Source organism: Nostoc sp., from assembly GCF_036919495.1.
Taxonomy (GTDB): domain Bacteria; phylum Cyanobacteriota; class Cyanobacteriia; order Cyanobacteriales; family Nostocaceae; genus Nostoc.
The window spans coordinates 184,891-204,535 of the sequence record NZ_JBALBZ010000170.1 but is presented as its reverse complement, the minus strand read 5'-3'; the positions used below and the strand labels follow the sequence as shown (position 1 = coordinate 204,535).

Below are 19,645 nucleotides of genomic sequence, written 5' to 3'. Positions count from 1 at the left end.
AAATATTGAGAAAGAAGCACCTTAATAAAAAGTGCGTAGGCGTAGCCCCTCAGAGACATCGCTTAGTACGCCCAGTTGTGGATACTGAAAAAGTTTTTACCTTTTCTCATCTCGCCACAAAGCAATACCGCCTAACAAACCAGTGATATTGGGGATAAGTTTTACATTTAACGGTAGCTGTAAATTCACTTTTACAGCTTCACCACCACCAATGTAAAGGTAATCATAATTGAACAGATGTTGCAAAGATGCGATCGCTTTTTCTAAACGCTTGTTCCATCTTTTCTCACCAATTTTTTCTAACTCTGCACGTCCCAGCTGCTGCTCGAAAGTCTCTCCTTTACGAAACGGGTGATGTCCCATTTCCATATTCGGCACTAGCTTACCATCTACAAATAAAGCCGAACCAAACCCCGTACCCAGAGTAATCACCAATTCTACACCTTTACCTGCGATCGCCCCAAACCCCTGCATGTCTGCATCATTAATCACCCGTACAGGCTTATTTAAATGTTTTAATAATGCTGTTTCCAAATCAAATCCGATCCAATCTGGATGTAAGTTTACCGCAGTTTCCGTGACTCCAGACCGCACTACACCGGGAAAACCGACCGAAACGCGATGAAATTCACCTTGAGCGGCTGCTAACACCACAATTGCATTAATTACAACCTCTGGTGTAGCAGGTTGGGGTGTATCTAAACGCGCTCTTTCCGTTACAGGATTCCCCGTAATATCCAAAACCATAGCCTTAACGCCACTACCGCCAATATCAACCGATAGGGTGCGAATCGATCCATTTTCGTCAACCATTGAGTTATATCCTTCTTACTGCTTGTTACCTAGTTATTATCCTCTGCTGCATCTTAATAATATCTAGATATCTGGAGAGTCTTTATATTGGTGGGGAGTGGGGAGGTAGAGGGAGAATAACTAATGACTAATGACTAATAGATTTGCTAATGTAGGAATAATGGAAATAGTACTGGCGTAGCTGTTTAAAATCTATCCGGCAGCAAATTTCTATTAAAAGTAATATAAGAGAAAGAATTATGACAACATTTGAACCCAAGAGCCTCCGCTCTTATAGCCAAGATGATGTCCAACAAATTCTGCAATTAGCGATCGCTCGTCAAGCTGACGATAAAGATACAGAATTTTCTTATGAGCAGATATTAGAAATTGCTGCTGAGTTAGAAATTTCACCTGAGTCTTTAAAGTTAGCAGAACGCGATTGGGTAATACAACAGGGACAAGTCCAACGCCGAAAGGCTTTTGACACTTACCGCATCAGAAGATTTCAAAAGCGTCTAGGGAATTATGCAATTTTCAATGGCTTTTTTATACTCCTAAATTTAATCACTGGTGGCGGGATTTCTTGGTCGCTGTACATTTTGCTATTCTGCGGATTGCCTGTAGGACTGGATGTTTGGAATACCTTTCAAATGAAAGGCGAAGAGTATGAAATGGCCTTCCAGAAGTGGAATCGTAAGCATGAGATTAAGAAAACCATCAGCACAGTTTTGAATAAGTGGTTTAAGGCATTACAGGCTTAATAGATTTGCTTGGCTTTAGCGTACCCTTACCCAGAAGCAAGCTACGGGCACCATTTAGTAAACTAGCTCGTCGTAAACATCGCTAATTCAAATTTTAGTCATCTTCAGATGACTTTTGCTATTAGCAAGGAACTGAAATTCCTTGTGGGACATACTGCTAGAGCGAATTAGCTGATATGCGATCGCTTGCTCACCCGAAGTCATTGTGTAACCAAGCTTCTCAATCTGCGATACCTGCGGTGTTCTCGTGGCGATCGCCGTATATATTAACCTTGGAATTCTATTCCGAAGCGGGGATTGCCATATATTAAGTAATGACAAGCCCTCCTTGCATTGGGGAGTAAGATTCAAAGCGTCTGAAAACCTCCACTATGGTATTGATTTAAGTTTTTCGTGAGCAGCCAAAATAATTTTTTCGGTTTCTTCCCAGCCAATACATTTATCAGTTACAGAAATCCCATATTTTAATTGTTCTTTACCAGTAATTGGTTGACTACCTTCATACAAATTCGATTCCAGCATCATGCCAACTATTGATGTATTACCATGTACTATTTGCTGAATAATATTTTCTAAGACAGCACCTTGTAATTTGTAATCTTTATTGGTATTGCCGTGGCTACAGTCGATAACAATCCTCGGTGGTAAATCTGCCTGTTTTAATTTCTCTTCTACCAGTTTCACATTCGCTGTATCAAAATTAGGTTGACTACCACCCCTTAAAATTACATGACCGTAGCCATTACCTTTAGTCTGAAAGACACTGACCTGTCCGTTTTGATTAATTCCGATAAAATTATGCGGGTTTCTAGCTGATTGTAAGGCATTCAAAGCTACTTGAATATTACCATCAGTACCGTTTTTAAAACCCACAGGCATCGACAGTCCACTTGCCATTTCGCGGTGAGTTTGTGATTCGGTTGTGCGTGCCCCAATAGCAGACCACGTAATTAGTTCACTAATATATTGAGGTATGATTGGATCTAATGCTTCTGTGCCAGCAGGTAATCCCAATTCTGTAATTTTTAATAATAGATCCCGTGCAATTAATAACCCATTTTCTACATGGAAAGAATCATCCATATGTGGGTCGTTAATTAACCCTTTCCAGCCTACAGTTGTTCTTGGTTTTTCAAAGTACACTCGCATAATTAGTAGCAGCTTATCCTGAACTTGCTCGGACAATCTTTTCAACCGTTCAGAATATTCGAGTGCTGCTTTTGGGTCGTGGATTGAGCATGGGCCAACTACTATAAATTTTCTACGATCCTGAAAATCTAGGATCTGTTCTATTTCCTGCCTATATGCTAAAACTCTTTGCCCGGCTAATTGTGTTAAAGGTAATTTTGATTTTATTTCATTGGGAGTTAATAAAATGCGATCGTTCTCAATGTTAACGTTGTCGATATTACTGTTAGCGTTGTTGATATTACTATTAAATAATTTGTTGTGCATGGTGATACTCTGGCAATTCTATATACGCACTTCAAATCAAAAGTGTAACACAAACCCATAAAATTTTAAAATGGCTTATTTTTTACTTGACAAATTTCTAATTGTATTGTATTTCAAAATAATAAAAATAAATGAAAAAGGGAAAATATTTCCCCTTTTTCATTTGCTATTGGGCTACCTGCTCAGTAGTAGTGTATATAATTACTGCCATACAAAGACTTTAGCTTCGTATGGCCCCAAGTCAGTTATGATGCCATCGTCACCAGATTCAACATCATAATTACCTGTCCACTCATGCCATGTACCAGTGCTAGGAAAGTTAGGAACATGATACTCAGCTAGAAAGTTTTCAGAGAAATTTGCAATTACGACTACACGAGAACCTTCATCATTCCAACGAGTATAAGCTAATACTTTTGCCTCTGGATTTTCGTAGATAAAATCAATATTTTCTGTGTAAAGAGCTTGATTGCTTTTACGCAGGTTGGTTAAGCCTTTGTATGATTCAAATAAACTACGATTTAAATCATTACCTAACAGCGTCCAATCGATTTTCGATGATTCGGGTTGTTTAGGTTTGTACTCCCCAAATTCTTCTCCCATCCAAATCAAAGGTACGCCAACAGCAGTCATTAGGATGGCTACTCCTAATTTAGCCCGCCTAAAGGCTTCTTCGTTAAAAATCTCACGGTTCCCCAGTTCTACCATGACATGGTTATGGTCGTGGTTGGTGAGGTAATTTACTACATTGGTTGTACCTAAAAAGCCTTGGCGCTTGCAGTCAATAACATCTTTGAGACGCTCTAAATCAAATGTATCACCGCAGATATGTTCTAGAATGCAGTGATAAAAACTATCATGCCAGCAACCATCCATTGGCCCATCTACATTGGTAATGCTGGTAGTTTCAGGAATGTGTTCGGCAACGTTATAAAAAGGCTTCATGCTAGCAGTTTTTTTGGCTTCCTGAACAATCCAGTGCATGAAATCGTAGTTAGCAATTTGCCGCGCCGCATCATAGCGAATCCCATCAAGATGATATTCTGATATCCAAAAACGAATTGCCTCACCAGTAAATTTCCAGGCAGGTTTAATATCTAATTTTTCGTCATAATGTTCATAATTAAACTCAGGGCCCCAGTTATTATCAGGGTCACGAGGCTCGTGATGATACCAATAATCATGGTCAATTTGTGTTAAAGGAGCAGATGCTTCTGAGTGGTTATAAATACCGTCAAGAATTACACGAATACCTCTACCATGACACTCATCAATCAAATTTTTTAACTCAGCAGTAGAACCATAACTAGATTCTGTTGCAAAGAAGTGACGGGGGTTATAACCCCAACTATAATCACCAGGATATTCTTTAAGTGGCATCAACTCAATAGCATTGATTCCTAGTTCGCATAAATAATCTAACTTTTCAATGACGTGTTTGTACTTACCTCGTGCATAAGGGTCATCCTCACCACCAGAAAAGTCACCAACATGCAATTCATAAATTACTAATTCGTGGTCAGCAGGTAAAGGTTTATCATCATGTTGCCAAATATAGGTATCGGTAATCCTTTTGCCATCTTTGACCCGGATAACACCATCATCTTTTCCACTCTGTTCATCTATATCAGTTGCCTGAGGGTCTGTAACATCAACCCATTGTTCTGGTTCAAAAAACCATGAATTTGACTGGACACGGAATTTATATTTATAAACGCCGTCTTCTAGTTCAACACTTGTACGAAAATAACCATCATCACCTCTCTCCATTGGAATTTCTTGCCAATCAGAAAAAGAACCAATTAATGCAGCTCCTTTGTTATAAGGTGCAAATAAACTAAATTCAATTGGCTTTGCCATAGAACTGTTTGTAATATCAAGGGTTGATAGAAGTATTCTCGGATACTTAATTAAATTTACAAATCGCTCTAGAGAAATAATTACATAACTAGCGCTTGTATCTTGAGGATGATTTTATAAATTATTTATAAAAGTTACTAATATTTGGCTATTTTTGACTGCTTTTAAAATTTGTTTTTTAACTAATATCCAGATTATATTTAGTATAGTTGCTGCCTATAATACTAAATTTCAAAAGTTTTTATTAAGTTGTTAATTAGCAGATATTAAGTAAAACTAAAATGGTTATTGCTAAATATCTGCTGTATAAGATTACTCAATTTTGCCGTTAGTTTGTTGCAGATAACTTAACAACCAACCTGCTGCTGTCGCCCTGCGAGTTTGCCGAGGTCCAAATTCCCCAATTTTGTAACCTTTGAAACCCAGCTTTTCTTTGAGCAGTTGTTTATTTTCAACAGGAATTGAACGAGTCAACTTGACTGTTGCGGGGCGAGATTCAATAAAATTTGGGGGTTGGGGGTAATCATTTTGCCATTCTGGTGCAACTAGGCTAATGTCCCATTGTGCAGTTGAAGAATCATAGCGATAACCTAAATAATGCCATAGCAACTGGTTGACTGTGGCATCATCAAGTTTTTCGTCAATAATTGCCCAAATTGTTTCTGTATTGAGTGGTGGCAAGTTAGACATAAGCAATTCAAAATTCCAAGTTTAAAAACTGACTACTGATTAATTAAATTCACTACAGTTAGTAGGTATTGAAAAATACTTTATCACTACTCTGCGACACTCCCAAAGATAGACAAATTACTAAAGTGACTCTGAATAAAGAGATTCGCTAACTCAGGAGGAAAATTATGGGAATAGTCGGTGACAATAACGCCAGTACAGACATCGCAGTGATGATGACCAGGATTAATTTCGCTAGTTGGAGTTAAAAACAGCTTGTGTATACACAAAGTAGGTAGACTGGAAATCGTAAAGATTATACCAGTCTATGCAGAATTCCACAGCACTGCCAAAGATCATCCGCGCCCATGTATTTATTTCTGGCCGAGTCCAAGGAGTCGGTTATCGGTATTCCACTGTAGATACAGCTAGGCAGTTGGGATTAACCGGCTGGGTGCGGAATCTCCCTGATAATCGAGTAGAGGCAGTCTTTGAAGGAGCGCAAGATGTTGTAGATAACATGGTTCGCTGGTGTCACTCTGGGCCACCTGCTGCTGTAGTTCAAGATGTTGTAGTTGAGTATGAAGAAGCAGAAGGGTTGCGGGGATTTGAAGTTAAGCGGGTTGATTAATCATTGGTCATTTGCCTATAACAACTCCTTCAGGTGTACGCGCAAAATTCCTTGAATTACTTGTTGTACAGCTTCTTTACTCAAACTGCCATCTACCCGCACAATTCTTGAGGGATAGGATGTTGCTAACTCTGCGTATCCTTGCTGAACGCGCCGATGAAAAGCGATTGTTTCTTGTTCAATGCGGTCTAATGCCATTCCATCTCCCCGTTTACGGGCTAGTCCTACTTCGACATCGACATCTAACCAAATAGTTAAGTCACTTTCTAAACCAGCAGTGGCAATATGATTAAGCTGATTGATTAAACTCATGTTAAGACCGCGACCATATCCTTGGTAGGCAATGGTAGAGTCAGTGTAGCGATCGCATAAAATATATTTCCCTGCTGCCAGATTTGGTTTGAGTTCTTGTTCAACGTGTTGCGATCGGTCAGCAGCATACAACAAAAGTTCTGTCACTTGTGCAACTGGTTTATCCTCTGCCTTTTCTAGTAGCAAGCGGCGAAGATGTAAGCCTAACTCCGTTCCACCGGGTTCACGAGTAACAACTACAGAAATACCCAGATTTTTCAGCCACTCAGAACAAAGCTGCATTTGGCTGGTTTTACCACAGCCTTCCACCCCTTCAAATACAATTAATTTGCCACTCATATTTTTTTATTGTAATTGTAATTCCGCTAAACCAGTAAGCTATCTAATTGTCAACATAGATAGAAATTAGTTCGACACCCATAGGATCACCTAAGTTAGGAATTAGACTATCATTTTGAAAAAAGGATGATGGATAATTATGGTGTGTCAAAACTGTCAACAGGTTATAGAACAGCTAAATATTAATATTGACCTTTTCTTTCAGAAATTAGAGACAGCTTCAAATAGAAAGCAAATCAGTGAACTTGACAAGGAAATCATTTGTCAATCTCTATTAGGACACTCAGGACAACATTTAGCTACAATCTTCAATTTATCTGACCAACAAATTAGAGATAGGCTCAGTAATAATATTTATCCCAGAATAGCAGAACTGATGCAAATTGACCAAGAACAGATAGCTGGGAAGTGGGTTAAGCTGCTTAATTTCTTACTTCATCCTAATAACGGATATAAATTGCAGAATGCTCCTCAATTAAACAATGATAGCTTTCAAGGTAGTTTTGGCAGACAAATTTTCCTTTCTCCCCCAAATCAAGATATTGTGGAGTTACAGATACAAGGGAATAAATTTTATCAGCAAGGACTTTATTATCAAGCATTAAAGTGCTTTATTTGGGCTTGGAAAAAAGAAAGACAAATTTATGGTACAGGGAATCCAGAAGTTTTAATTTATATAAATAACTGCTTAATCGAATATAAAGAATCTCTTTTACAACAGAAAAAAATTAAGATTTATACTTTGGCTGTAGTTGTGCCATTTTATCATAATCAAGGTCATGTTGCATCTGAAATTTTACGAGGTATTGCTCAAATTCAACTCCAAGTAAATCTTCAAAGCTTTGAGAAAATTTCACTAGAAAAAGAGATAAATTTAGATGAGATAAAACCCGATAAAATTTTTACTCTAAATAATACAGATAGTCAAATAGCCTTCAAGATTTTAATTGTCAATGATCCTAATAATTTATATGCACCATATAGCCAAACAGCAGAGAATTTAGCCAATTTAGCGCCACAATTAAACCTGATTTCTATCATCGGTCACTATTCAAGTGAAATGACTAAGAAGGCACTAAATTTATATTCTCAAAATGGACTAATTTTAGTAAACTCTAGCAGTACCTCTAATGAACTTTCTCATTTATCTGGGGGTAAAAGCTTATCCTTTTTTAGACTGACTACTCAAGATAGCATAAATGCCACACAATTAGCTCATTATTTGACAAACATATTGCCTGGTAAAAATCCTAAAAAAGTAGCTATTATCTATAATAAAAATAGTAGTTATAGCACTTCATACAGAAATACTATTAAACAATGTCTAGAGCAATATAAGGAACAGTTTATTTTTCTACAAGAATGTAGTTACATTAGCGAAAAATATTATCAGATTCAAGCTTATCTAGAAGACATTAAACAGAATGGCGTTGATATTATTATCATAATTACTGATGGAGGAATTGAACCTAATTCCCTCGATAATGCTGGGCTGATTAGTAGATTACAAATCAATAACTGTCTAATAGCTGGTTCAGCAACTTTTTATCATGAGAATGTTTTACATTGGATTCATGAGCAAAGTCAGTATAATTTGGTAAATCAAAATGAGTGTCAAATTATAGCTTGCGTTCCTTGGCATTGGCACAGCAAAACAAATGGGTGCAATAGTGAAAATCAACTAGGGCAAAAGTTTTGTCAACTAGGCACTCAATTATGGGGAGAAGAAAACTTAACATGGCGTAGTGCAACAGCTTTCGATTCAGTGTTAATAATTCTGAGAATTTTAGAGCAATTTGACATTTCGGATAGTCAATCTTTACTGATATACATGAATAAATATTTCAAAGAAGACAAAAAACAAGTGAAAGGAGTTACAGGAATTATCCAATTTGAAAAAAATGGCGATCGCATCAATCCCCCGGCAGAAATAGTAGCCGTAAAATGGAATAAACAACAGTCTAAATGGCAGTGGACAATTTAAGATTTATGTTTCCCAGCTAATTGACTATATCTAAGATTACACATCTGTAGAAAAATATTCCACACCTGAAGTAGATAGACTTCGTGAGCCATTGTTATGCTACCTATATAGCGTAGAGGAAACAGAATTATGTTAAAAGTTTTTGCCGATCGCGGTGGTACATTCACAGATATTGTTGCTGTTACTAATAATCAAGCAATTATAGACAAACTCTCAAGATATCCAGAACGTTTTTTAATTGTGACTTTGCCTAATCAGCAATGGATTATAGTCTACAAGCTGCTTTCAGAAAATCCCGAACAATATCAAGATGCAGCCATCCAAGGAATTCGAGATATCATGGGTATTTCTAGCAACGAACCCATTCCTACTGAAGCCATAGAAGTGGTAAAAATGGGAACAACAGTAGCAACAAATGCGCTGTTAGAAAGGAAAGGCGATCGCGTCGTTCTTCTCATCACCAAAGGTTTTAAAGATGCACTACGAATTGGCTACCAAAACCGTCCTAACATCTTTGCCCGTCATATCATTTTACCAACTATGCTTTATGAGCAGGTGATTGAGATTGATGAACGTTATGATGCTCATGGCAATGAATTAACCCCTGTAAATATTGAAGAAGTCAAAAATAACTTAGAAGAAGTTTACAAAACAGGAATTCAAAGTTGTGCTATTGTTTTGATGCACAGCGATCGCTATCCTAAACACGAACAACAAATAGCCAAAATCGCGCAAGAAATCGGCTTTACACAAATATCTGTATCTCATCAAGTTAGTCCGTTAATGAAATTAGTCAGTCGAGGAGATACAACAGTAGTCGATGCTTATTTGACTCCGATTCTCCGTCGCTATGTCAACCAAATAGCGAGTCAGTTACCTGAAGTTAAATTAATGTTTATGAAATCTGACGGCGGTTTAGTTGCAGCCGAACAATTTCAAGGCAAAGATAGTATTTTAAGTGGGCCGGCTGGAGGTATTGTCGGTGCAGTACAAACTAGTAAAAGAGCAGGTTTTGAGTTAGTTATTACCTTTGATATGGGAGGGACAAGTACAGATGTCGCCCACTTTAAAGGAGAGTATGAACGACAACTAGATTCAGAAATTGCTGGGGCACGGATGCGAGTTCCTGTATTAGCAATTAATACGATTGCGGCTGGAGGCGGTTCAATTCTCTTTTTTGATGGTTCTAGTTATCGTGTCGGCCCTAAATCTGCTGGTTCAAATCCTGGCCCTGCTTGTTACCGACGCGGGGGGCCATTAGCGGTTACTGATGCTAATGTGATGTTAGGCAAAATCCACCCACAATATTTTCCATCGGTTTTTGGAATTGATGGGAATTTACCTTTAGATAGAGATACTGTAATTGAGCAATTTACACAACTAGCCCAAGATATTCAAGGCGCTACATTAAATCATTGTACTCCCGAACAAGTAGCGGCTGGATTTATTGCGATCGCAGTCGAAAATATGGCGAACGCAATTAAAAAAATCAGTCTACAACGGGGTTATGATGTCAGCCAATATGTGCTTTGTTGTTTTGGCGGCGCAGGCGGACAAGTTGCTTGTTTAATTGCCGATACTTTGGGAATGAAAAAAATATTTCTCCACCCTTATGCTGGTGTTCTCTCTGCTTATGGAATGGGATTAGCTGATGTCCGGGCGATTAGAGAAGCAGGAGTAGAACAGCCTTTAACCCAAGCATTAATTTCTAAATTACACCAGTTAATGGAATATTTAGAAACTCAAGCTAGAAGTGAAATTAATGAAGATAATCTTCAAACAGAAATAGTTCAGAAAGTCAACTTAAAATATGAAGGAACTAACTCTACTTTAACCGTTAACTTTGCCGATGATGTGGTATTGATGCGGCAAGGATTTGAGGATGAACATAAATCCCGTTATGGTTTCATTCAATTAGATAAAAATTTAATTGTTGAATCAGCATCAGTAGAAGTAATTCAGAAAATGGAGACTCCCGAAGAACCCTTAATTACTCGTACATGTTCTATAGCTGGAGCCACCGAAGCCGTTGAGATAGTAAGGATGTTTACTGCTGATAGATGGTATGATACGCCTGTTTATCGGCGGGAAGATTTGCAACCAGAAGATAGTATTAATGGGCCTGCGATCGTTGTTGAAAAAATTAGCACAATTGTAGTTGAATCTAACTGGCAAGCAAGATTAACTAAAAGTAATCATTTGATTTTGCAACGTCTTGCATAAAGCTTTAAAGTTTAATTTTATTAACCAAACCTACTTACTTTCTGAAAATTATTAGGAGATTTTCAATGTTAAACTTTTCTTCTCTTCCTTCGGAAATACGCCAGCTTTGTCGAGACGGAAAATTAGATACACCTACTTCTGGGCTTGCACTAGGGTTTGTTCAAGCGAACTTAGTTGTATTGCCATACTCTTTAGCATTTGAATTTTTACTCTTTTGTCAACGAAATTCAAAATCTTGTCCAATACTTGATGTCACAGAAGTTGGAGATTATGAACCTAAAATAATCGCTCCAGGCGCCGATATTAGAACAGACTTACCTCGCTACAGAATTTTTCAACACGGTGAATTAATTGAAGAAACAACCAATATCAAATCATTTTGGAGAAGAGATTTAGTAGCCTTTTTAATTGGTTGTTCCTTTTCCTTTGAAAATGCCATGCTCAACTCTAGACTACCAGTTAGGCACGTAGAAGAGCAAAAAAACGTCCCAATGTACAAAACAAATATTGAATGTATACCGACTCGAATGTTTTCCAGTCCGTTAGTAGTTTCGATGCGTCCACTTCCAGCTAATAACGTTGTTCGTGCTGTAGAAGTAACGAGTCGATATTATAAAGCACATGGTTCTCCTGTGCATATTGGCAATCCAGAAGTGATAGGAATTAAAATTTAGAAAAACCTGATTATGGTGATGCTGTCACAGTTCGTGATGGAGAAATTCCCGTTTTTTGGGCTTGCGGAGTCACTACTCAAACTGCAATTATGCAAGCAAAACCTGAACTAGCAATTACTCATTCTCCTGGATATATGTTTATTAGTGATTTGAAGGATGAGTATCTTACTTTATAATTTATTAAGTTTTGTGTTTTTTTATAAAAGGAGTTAAAAATGTACACAACATCTCAACCCGATCCCATCCGCTTAGAAATCTTCAAAAATCTCTATCAATTTATCGCCGAACAAATGGGAATTGTTCTCCAAAATACGGCTGCATCTGTAAATATCAAAGAAAGGCTGGATTTCTCCTGCGCTATTTTTGACTCATCTGGATTATTAGTTGCTAATGCCCCCCACATTCCCGTACATTTAGGCTCCATGAGTGAAAGTGTCCGCAGTTTAATAAACGAAAAATGCGACACCATAAAACCAGGGAATGTATATCTATCTAATAATCCTTATAACGGTGGAACCCACCTCCCTGATGTCACTGCAATTACCCCTGTTTTTTTAGAGAGTTGTGAAAATACTCCATTCCCCACTCCCCTCTTTTTTGTTGCTTCTCGTGGACACCAAGCAGATATCGGTGGAATTACTCCCGGTTCAATGCCTCCCCACAGTACCACAGTAGAAGAGGAAGGAATTATTTTTGATAATTTTCTCTTAGTTGAAGAGGGCAATTTTCGAGAACCCGCAGTCAGACAGCACCTTTCAACTCATACTTATCCTGCTCGTAACCCTGACCAAAATATCGCTGATTTTAAAGCACAAATTGCCGCAAATGAACGGGGACTACAAGAACTTATTAAAATGGTTTTCCAATACAAGCTCGATACTGTTCAAGCTTACATGAAGTTTGTGCAAGCGAATGCTGAGGAGTCGGTGAGAATGGCTATCAATCTTCTCAAAGATAGCTCATTTGTTTATGAAATGGATAGTGGGGCACGAATTAAAGTTAAAGTTACTATTCATCAAGAAAATCGTAGTGCTACCATTGATTTTACTGGAACTTCTGAGCAACTAAATAGTAATTTTAATGCTCCCAAAGCTGTAACTCAAGCCGCAGTTTTATATGTCTTTCGGACTTTGGTTGATGATAATATTCCACTTAATGCCGGGTGTCTTAACCCTCTAGAAATTATTATTCCGGTTGGCTGTATGCTGAATCCAACTTATCCAGCAGCAGTAGTAGCGGGTAATGTCGAAACTTCTCAAACCATTGTCGATGCTTTATATGGCGCTTTAGGTGTTATGGCTGCTTCTCAAGGAACGATGAATAATTTTACTTTTGGTAATGAGCAATATCAATATTATGAAACTATCTGCGGCGGCTCTGGGGCAGGAATTGATTTTGATGGAACTGATGGTGTTCATTCTCACATGACTAACTCCCGTTTGACCGATCCAGAAGTTTTGGAAACCCGTTATCCTGTACTTTTAGAAAGCTTTAGTCTTCGTCCCGATAGCGGTGGTAAAGGGCAATATTCCGGTGGTAATGGAGTTGTCCGCCGCATCCGTTTTCTAGAACCCATGACAGCTAATATTCTCTCTGGACATCGGGTTGTCCCTCCCTTTGGATTAAATGGTGGGGAAGCCGGGATTGTCGGACGCAACTGGATACAACGTCAGAATGGAATTGAAGAGAATTTAGACAGCACAGCAACAGTAGAGATGAAACCTGGAGATGTTTTTGTAATAGAAACTCCTGGCGGAGGCGGATTTGGTAAAGTCTCCTAGTACCAGTATTTTCCTGAATTGAAAGTTTCCAAATGTCATCGCTTGTTCTGAACTGTCTACTTTTCATATTGATTGGCAAAATATTTTATTTGTAATAACACTTATCAATCCAAATTCGCATTTCTTCTTCAGAACCAAAACAGGCAGAACGTCCTGTCATTGGATCGTAGGCACGCCAATAAGAAATTTGACCGCGCCAGTCTGATTCCTGCCATACTTGGAGGTCAGAAGCACTAGCGATCCAGATGGTAAAATGTTGCCAATATTTTCGTAAATTTGACAGGAAATTAAATTTATTCATAGTGAAATAACCTGATGAATAGTGAACTATTACCTTTACTTTCACGTAAGAATTTTTAACTGAGAAGGTACAGTTTTGGCAGATTTTATCTAGTACAGTTAAGCGGCATCTCAACTGGTATAGTAAAAAAACTCACAACTGTACTAGGTAAACTTGGTAAAAATAGTTTATATTTCCAGTATTGATGATTTTTTAGTCATTAACGAGTGCGCCAAAATGAAAATTTTGTTAGAACGACAGTCACACAAACCGATTTATTTGCAGATCCGCGATCGCATCAGTCGTCTGATTAAATCTGGCGCACTAAAAAGTGGCGATCGCCTGCCTTCTATCCGCTCTCTGGCAGAAAGTTTACAAGTTAATAAACTCACGATTATTGAAGCGTATAACGTTTTAGAAGCAGATGGTATTATTTCTGCTCGTCAAGGTTCAGGATATTTTGTCAGCAGCGTTTCTCCTAAAAGCACCAACCTAGAATCTAAATTCGCTCCAGCCCAAAATGTCATAATTACAAAACTAGGAAAGTGTTCTTTTTATGAGATGTATACTCCACTGGTGCAAGCACAAACACAGCCAGGAATAATTAATTTTGGCTACGGTTATCCTCGTCCACCAAAAGATATTAACCTGATTGCTAGACGAGCATTAAGACAAGATGATACTGATATTTTCTTTCCTCATGAGATGCCTCAAGGACAGCTAACTCTGTGCAGACAAATTGCCCAAATGCTAGTACATCAAGGATTAGAGGTTTTTCCCGAGGATTTAATTATTACTAATGGCTCTCAGCAAGGGTTGTCATTAGCGATGAATTATTATGTACAACCTGGTGATTGGGTGATTGTCGAAGCTCCTACCTATTATGGTGCAATCTCAATCTTAGAAAACTTAGGAGCTAAGATTATTGGCATTCCCATGACTGCGGAGGGAATGAATTTAGATTTATTAGAGCAATATCTACACAGCCACCGCCCGAAATTAATTTATACGATTAGTACCTTCCACAATCCAACTGGATTGACGACAACACAAGCTCATCGTCAGCAATTATTAGCATTAGCTGAAAAATATGAGTGTCCTATTTTAGAAGATAATGCTTATGAAGGAATAAATTTTGATGCTGTGCCAGCGCCAATTAAAGCTTTAGATAAAAATAATTTGGTCACTTATTTAAGTACCTTTTCTAAAACTTTAATGCCTGGTTTACGAGTGGGCTATATGGTAGTTACAGGTAAGCATTATCAAGCAATTATTGAGCAGAAGTTGCTCCATGATTTGCACACATCCAGTATTTCGCAAACAATAGTTAGCGAATATCTCGCTTCAGGACATTACCGCCGTCATCTTAGCCGACTTCGCACAGATAATCTGCAAAGTCGTAATACCATGTTGCAAGCTTTGGAGCGTTATTTTCCTGAAGAGATCAGGTGGACAGTTCCCACGGGTGGATTATTTCTCTGGGTACAATTACCAGATGATTTTCCGATTGGGACAATTCGTAAAGAAGCCTTTGCACAAAATGTCTACCTGGCGTGTGGTTCGGCATTTTTCCCCGATAAGCAGGGTTATCCAGCGATGCGTCTGACTTTCTGTCTCCCGCCAGAGGAGATTGAGCAAGGTATTTCGATTGTGGGTAAGTTGCTGAAAAAGTATATTGCCAAAGGATGTGTAGATACAGAGCGGCTTGTCGTTAAACATCGCATATCTAATTATCAACCGCTTGTTCAGAGTTTGTAGGTTAGCACAGATGTCCTAATCTACTTCGTGCTGAAGGTGATTTACACAATGCATCACGTCTTGGCAATCATAAATCACCGCTCCACATTTGTTTTTGTAGCAGTAAATGCGATGCGCCAAGGTTTTTTCTCTATAGTTCCACTTCTGAGCCTCATTATTCAAGCTCTGAACTCGGAAGTTCGTGTTCGGAACTCGGAAGGTCTAGCTTTTATCTCGGAAGTTCGTGTTCGGAACTCGGAACACCAAGCTTTTTTCTCAATCCGTCGAGTTAGGAGGCTGAGAAATCTAAACTTTGCACAAAAGAGATTAATATTTCATTCAATGCATCCATGTCAATTAAAAATGCATCATGTCCGTGGGTTGACTTTAGCCACGCCAGTTGAGCATTAGGGATTAAATTTGCCAATTCTTGTTGTTCTACTGGAGGATAGAGGATATCAGAATCAATTGCAATAACTAAAGTTGGTTGCTGGATGCTTCGTAGAACAGATTCATAACCTGATAAATTAGGAACTGTGCGATCGCGTGCAACATCATGGCGATCCATTACATGGGTGAGGGTAATGTAAGTGTTGGCATCAAATCGTTCTGTCAGCTTTTGACCTTGATGCTGTAAGTAACTGGCTATAGCAAACTGCTCAGATGGATCATACTGCCGCCCAAAGCGGGTTGTAAAACTATCCCAAGAACGGTAAGTACTCATCGCCATCATCCGCGCCACTGCTAGTCCTTGGTTTGGGGGCGCATCCAGGGTGTAGTTCCCTCCTTGCCAGTTTGGATCGGCATAAATTGCCTGTCTTTGGGTTTCACTTAATCCAATACACCAAGCTGAATGTCTTCCAGAAACAGCAATAGGTGCGATCGCTTTCACCTTTTCTCGATATAACAACGCCCACTCCAGTGCTTGCATCCCACCAAGTGAACCGCCAATTACTAACCGCAGAGATTGAACACCCAGGTATTCTAGTAGTACAGCTTGCAGGTTAACCATATCTCGGATTGTAATCTCAGGAAAGGATACGCCATAAGGTTTTCCCGTTATTGGGTTGATAGTAGTTGGCCCAGTTGTGCCGTAACAACTTCCCAAGATATTGCTGCACACAATAAAATCGCGTTCTGGATTGAAAGCTTTCCCTGAACCAAACAAAGGTTCCCACCAATCATCAGCGTCAGCCGAACCAGTTAACGCATGACAAATCAGTACCCCATTATCGCCTTGAGCATTTAACTGTCCCCATGTGCGATAAGCAACCTGAACTCCAGTTAATGTTTCGCCCCCTTCAAGTTGAAATGGCACTGTCAACTGGTAAAACTGGGTTTGCGGTGAGATGAAGTCTGAGTAGATCATAGGGAGTGGGGAGTAGGGAGTGGGGAGATGAGGGAGCAGGGGGAGTAGGGGGAGAAGAATTAATAACCAATGCCCAATGCCTCATTCCCCATTCCCCATTTATTAACTCCTAACTTGCTGGAATGCGTGCTGGAAATCCTCTTTGATATCGTCGATATGTTCAATTCCCACTGATACCCGCACCAAATCGGGTGTCACACCTGCTGAAAGCTGTTCGTCATCACTTAGCTGTTGATGGGTTGTGGAAGCGGGATGAATAACGAGGGTTTTAGCATCACCAACATTTGCTAAATGACTCGCCAATTTTACATGATTAATAAAAGCTTTGCCTGCCTCCAATCCACCTTTGATGCCAAAGTTTAAAACTCCCCCAAACCCATGCCGGAGATATTTCTTTGCTCGTTCATGATATGGGTGATTAGGAAGTCCCGGATAATTAACCCATAATACTTGCTCTTGTTGCTCTAACCACCGAGCCAATTCTAGGGCATTGCTCACATGCCGATCTACACGTAAGGAAAGAGTCTCTAATCCTTGCAGTAAAAGAAAGGCATTAAATGGACTCAAGGACGGGCCAAAATCCCGTAACCCCTCGACTCTGGCGCGGATAATAAAGGCAATGTTACCAAATGTTCCACCAGGCCCAAACACTTCTTGGAAATTCAGCCCATGATAACCGGGGGCTGGCTCAGTAAACAAGGGAAACTTGCCGTTACCCCAGTCAAATTTACCGGAATCGACAATTACGCCACCAATGGAAGTACCATGTCCACCAATCCATTTAGTTGCAGATTCCACTACAATGTCTGCACCATGTTCAATGGGTCGAGCTAAATACCCACCAGCACCGAAGGTATTATCCACAATTAAAGGTATGCCGTTTTCGTGGGCAATGTGAGCTAAAGCGGCAAAGTCGGGAATGTTAAATTGAGGATTACCAATGGTTTCAACGTATAACGCTTTGGTGCGATCGTCGATCGCCTGACGGAAACTTTCTGGATCATCTCCCTCGACAAACTTGACGTTAATACCTAAACGTGGTAAAGATACTTTAAATTGGTTATATGTTCCCCCATACAAAAAACTAGTGGAAACAATATTATCCCCAGCCTGAGCGATCGTAGTGATTGCCAAGAATTGCGCTGCTTGCCCACTAGCTGTTGCTAATGCTGCTACACCCCCTTCTAAAGCAGCAATTCGCTTTTCAAATACATCCGTCGTCGGGTTCATGATCCGGGTGTAAATGTTGCCAAACTCCTGGAGAGCAAACAACCGCGCTCCGTGATCGGCGTCGTCAAAAACGTAGGAAGTCGTTTGGTAAATTGGTACAGCACGAGCATTAGTTCCAGGAGCCGGTTCTTGTCCAGCATGAACTTGCAGGGTTTCAAAACGATATTGTTCAGACATAAGCAGTTATTTGAGTTTCCAATTAGAGAAGAAAGTAATATACTTGTTAGATTAATCAACGGTAATTCGTCAGACTTACCGTATTTTACAGCTATTTTTAGTTAATTAAACATACTGTAGGGGCGCACAGCTAGCTATGGGCCCCTACCAATAATTATCGTTAAAATAGACGAAAAATGCTTTAAATTACAGCATTTTTGACATAAATAATTTTATCCCTGCAAAAACTGATCGACTCAGTTAGGGAACCAACATCGAATGAGGATTAATCATCCCTGCTTCTTGAATTGTTGAAAAAGCAGTTTCCCCGATGATGCGATGAGCCGCAGTCGTCGGATGAATGCCATCCCAGAACAAAAACTGGTCTGGTTTACCGCAGGTGTTAGAGCCAGACAAACATGAACTGGTAACATTGGTAAATTTAAAGCCTGCCGGATTGGCTATTGCATCTCGATACAGCGCGTTAGCATCTAATTGCACAATCTCCACATCGGAATGCTGTTGACTAAGTACCTTGAGCGATCGCCTCAAGCCTTGATTATGTGCTTGGGTTAATGCACTGAGGTTGACAGAATTCGCACTGTTTCTAGTGGCAGGTAACTGTCCTAAATCTGGTAAATTTGCAACCAGAATTTTTTTAGCACCCACATCAGTTAAAGAGTTGATTGCCGTTGTCACATTTTTAACAGGAACATTTGCACTGCTTACCCCTTGCAAGTAATCATTTGCGCCTGCCCACAGCACATACAAAGCATCTGGATTCAGATGTTGATGTGTCTGCGTAAACGTCTGCACTTGATTTAGCAAGCTAGGTACATAGCTGTTGCCAACATTGCCAGTAGTTGCTCCTCCATAAGCAAAATTGTGAGTTTGTTTAGAGGAGAGATGGAGGCTTTCGGCAAGATACTCAATCCAAACCCGACCATTCGAGTAACGCCCCTGAAAGTAAGTTGGATTAGGTGGGTACATTCCTCCTGTCGCCCGGAATACCATCCCTGTATCCGAAAGACTATCCCCAAATACATAAAGTTCTGAGATGGGATGAGTTTTATCCATAAATTTCGCCGCTACAACCATGATAAAAATAAGGAGAGCAAGTCCTGTTCTTAAAAGCCACTTTTTTCTTTGCATTAAACTTTTCTGCAAACCCTAAAGACAATAGTTTTTACAAGTGTTAATGATTATTATTGTGAGTAAAGATTGAGCTTGCTATTTAGCACTTCTCTAACTTAACAAGCTAGCTTCAAAGCTAGTGAGCAAAACCGGATACTTTCAGGTGTGGATTTTGCCTATTGTCTTAATGCAACGCTGTTGTATTTTATAACATCTCACCAATAAACGCGATCGCCGAGAGTACGGCATCAAAAC

At 39.3% G+C, this 19,645-nt stretch carries 16 protein-coding genes and 1 pseudogene; 7 read left to right on the top strand and 10 right to left on the bottom strand.

Annotated features, from left to right (window positions below; translation table 11 throughout):
- Window positions 1-96 precede the first annotated feature (96 nt).
- The gene (locus tag V7K25_RS24815) at window positions 97-813 is read right to left on the bottom strand and encodes an ROK family protein (RefSeq protein WP_335161533.1); all 717 of its coding nucleotides are present in this window, start codon (window positions 811-813) and stop codon (window positions 97-99) included.
- Between the two features lie 239 nt (window positions 814-1,052).
- On the opposite strand from V7K25_RS24815, the gene V7K25_RS24810 reads away from it, so the two are divergent.
- Complete coding sequence (locus V7K25_RS24810) at window positions 1,053-1,556, top strand: 2TM domain-containing protein (protein WP_335161531.1); 504 nt, start codon at window positions 1,053-1,055, stop codon at window positions 1,554-1,556.
- Between the two features lie 87 nt (window positions 1,557-1,643).
- On the opposite strand, the gene V7K25_RS24805 is transcribed toward V7K25_RS24810, so the two are convergent.
- From V7K25_RS24805 to V7K25_RS24790, 4 genes are all read right to left on the bottom strand, one after another.
- The gene (locus tag V7K25_RS24805; protein WP_335161529.1) at window positions 1,644-1,877 is read right to left on the bottom strand and encodes a hypothetical protein; all 234 of its coding nucleotides are present in this window, start codon (window positions 1,875-1,877) and stop codon (window positions 1,644-1,646) included.
- A gap of 48 nt (window positions 1,878-1,925) precedes the next feature.
- Window positions 1,926-3,011 (bottom strand): 3-deoxy-7-phosphoheptulonate synthase, encoded by a 1,086-nt coding sequence (locus V7K25_RS24800; protein WP_335161527.1) that lies wholly within the window; start codon window positions 3,009-3,011, stop codon window positions 1,926-1,928.
- A 201-nt stretch (window positions 3,012-3,212) separates the two neighbouring features.
- Entirely contained in the window at window positions 3,213-4,871 is a 1,659-nt protein-coding gene (locus V7K25_RS24795) for an alpha-amylase family glycosyl hydrolase (protein ID WP_335161525.1), read from the bottom strand.
- 312 nt (window positions 4,872-5,183) lie between these two features.
- On the bottom strand, window positions 5,184-5,561 hold the full coding sequence (locus tag V7K25_RS24790; RefSeq protein WP_335161523.1) for a DUF1823 family protein: 378 nt from the start codon (window positions 5,559-5,561) through the stop codon (window positions 5,184-5,186).
- Window positions 5,562-5,868: 307 nt separating this feature from the next.
- Between V7K25_RS24790 and V7K25_RS24785 the strand changes: the two genes are divergently transcribed.
- Window positions 5,869-6,171, top strand: a complete 303-nt coding sequence (locus tag V7K25_RS24785; RefSeq protein ID WP_335161521.1) for an acylphosphatase — start codon at window positions 5,869-5,871, stop codon at window positions 6,169-6,171.
- 15 nt (window positions 6,172-6,186) lie between these two features.
- On the opposite strand, the gene tmk is transcribed toward V7K25_RS24785, so the two are convergent.
- Entirely contained in the window at window positions 6,187-6,822 is a 636-nt protein-coding gene (gene tmk / locus V7K25_RS24780; RefSeq protein ID WP_335161519.1) for a dTMP kinase, read from the bottom strand.
- 139 nt (window positions 6,823-6,961) lie between these two features.
- Between tmk and V7K25_RS24775 the strand changes: the two genes are divergently transcribed.
- From V7K25_RS24775 to V7K25_RS24760, 4 genes and pseudogenes are all read left to right on the top strand, one after another.
- Complete coding sequence (locus tag V7K25_RS24775) at window positions 6,962-8,806, top strand: ABC transporter substrate-binding protein (protein WP_335161517.1); 1,845 nt, start codon at window positions 6,962-6,964, stop codon at window positions 8,804-8,806.
- Between the two features lie 129 nt (window positions 8,807-8,935).
- A complete protein-coding gene (locus V7K25_RS24770) occupies window positions 8,936-11,029 on the top strand; it encodes a hydantoinase/oxoprolinase family protein (RefSeq protein WP_335161515.1) in 2,094 nt (697 codons plus the stop codon).
- 65 nt (window positions 11,030-11,094) lie between these two features.
- Window positions 11,095-11,879, top strand: a pseudogene (locus tag V7K25_RS24765) (putative hydro-lyase).
- A 39-nt stretch (window positions 11,880-11,918) separates the two neighbouring features.
- Entirely contained in the window at window positions 11,919-13,484 is a 1,566-nt protein-coding gene (locus V7K25_RS24760; protein WP_335161513.1) for a hydantoinase B/oxoprolinase family protein, read from the top strand.
- An 85-nt stretch (window positions 13,485-13,569) separates the two neighbouring features.
- Here V7K25_RS24760 and V7K25_RS24755 read toward each other — a convergent pair whose 3' ends face one another.
- Window positions 13,570-13,785 carry a hypothetical protein gene (locus tag V7K25_RS24755; protein WP_335161511.1) on the bottom strand — a complete coding sequence of 72 codons (216 nt, stop codon included), beginning with the start codon at window positions 13,783-13,785 and terminating at the stop codon, window positions 13,570-13,572.
- A gap of 216 nt (window positions 13,786-14,001) precedes the next feature.
- Here V7K25_RS24755 and V7K25_RS24750 point away from each other — a divergent pair, with 216 nt between their 5' ends.
- Complete coding sequence (locus V7K25_RS24750) at window positions 14,002-15,522, top strand: aminotransferase-like domain-containing protein (RefSeq protein WP_335161509.1); 1,521 nt, start codon at window positions 14,002-14,004, stop codon at window positions 15,520-15,522.
- Between the two features lie 268 nt (window positions 15,523-15,790).
- On the opposite strand, the gene metX is transcribed toward V7K25_RS24750, so the two are convergent.
- The 3 genes from metX to V7K25_RS24735 all read right to left on the bottom strand — a co-directional run bounded on the left by metX (window position 15,791) and on the right by V7K25_RS24735 (window position 19,408).
- Window positions 15,791-16,870, bottom strand: a complete 1,080-nt coding sequence (gene metX, locus V7K25_RS24745) for a homoserine O-acetyltransferase MetX (protein ID WP_335161507.1) — start codon at window positions 16,868-16,870, stop codon at window positions 15,791-15,793.
- 102 nt (window positions 16,871-16,972) lie between these two features.
- The gene (locus tag V7K25_RS24740; protein WP_335161505.1) at window positions 16,973-18,277 is read right to left on the bottom strand and encodes an O-acetylhomoserine aminocarboxypropyltransferase/cysteine synthase family protein; all 1,305 of its coding nucleotides are present in this window, start codon (window positions 18,275-18,277) and stop codon (window positions 16,973-16,975) included.
- Window positions 18,278-18,517: 240 nt separating this feature from the next.
- A complete protein-coding gene (locus V7K25_RS24735) occupies window positions 18,518-19,408 on the bottom strand; it encodes an SGNH/GDSL hydrolase family protein (RefSeq protein ID WP_335161503.1) in 891 nt (296 codons plus the stop codon).
- Window positions 19,409-19,645 lie beyond the last annotated feature (237 nt).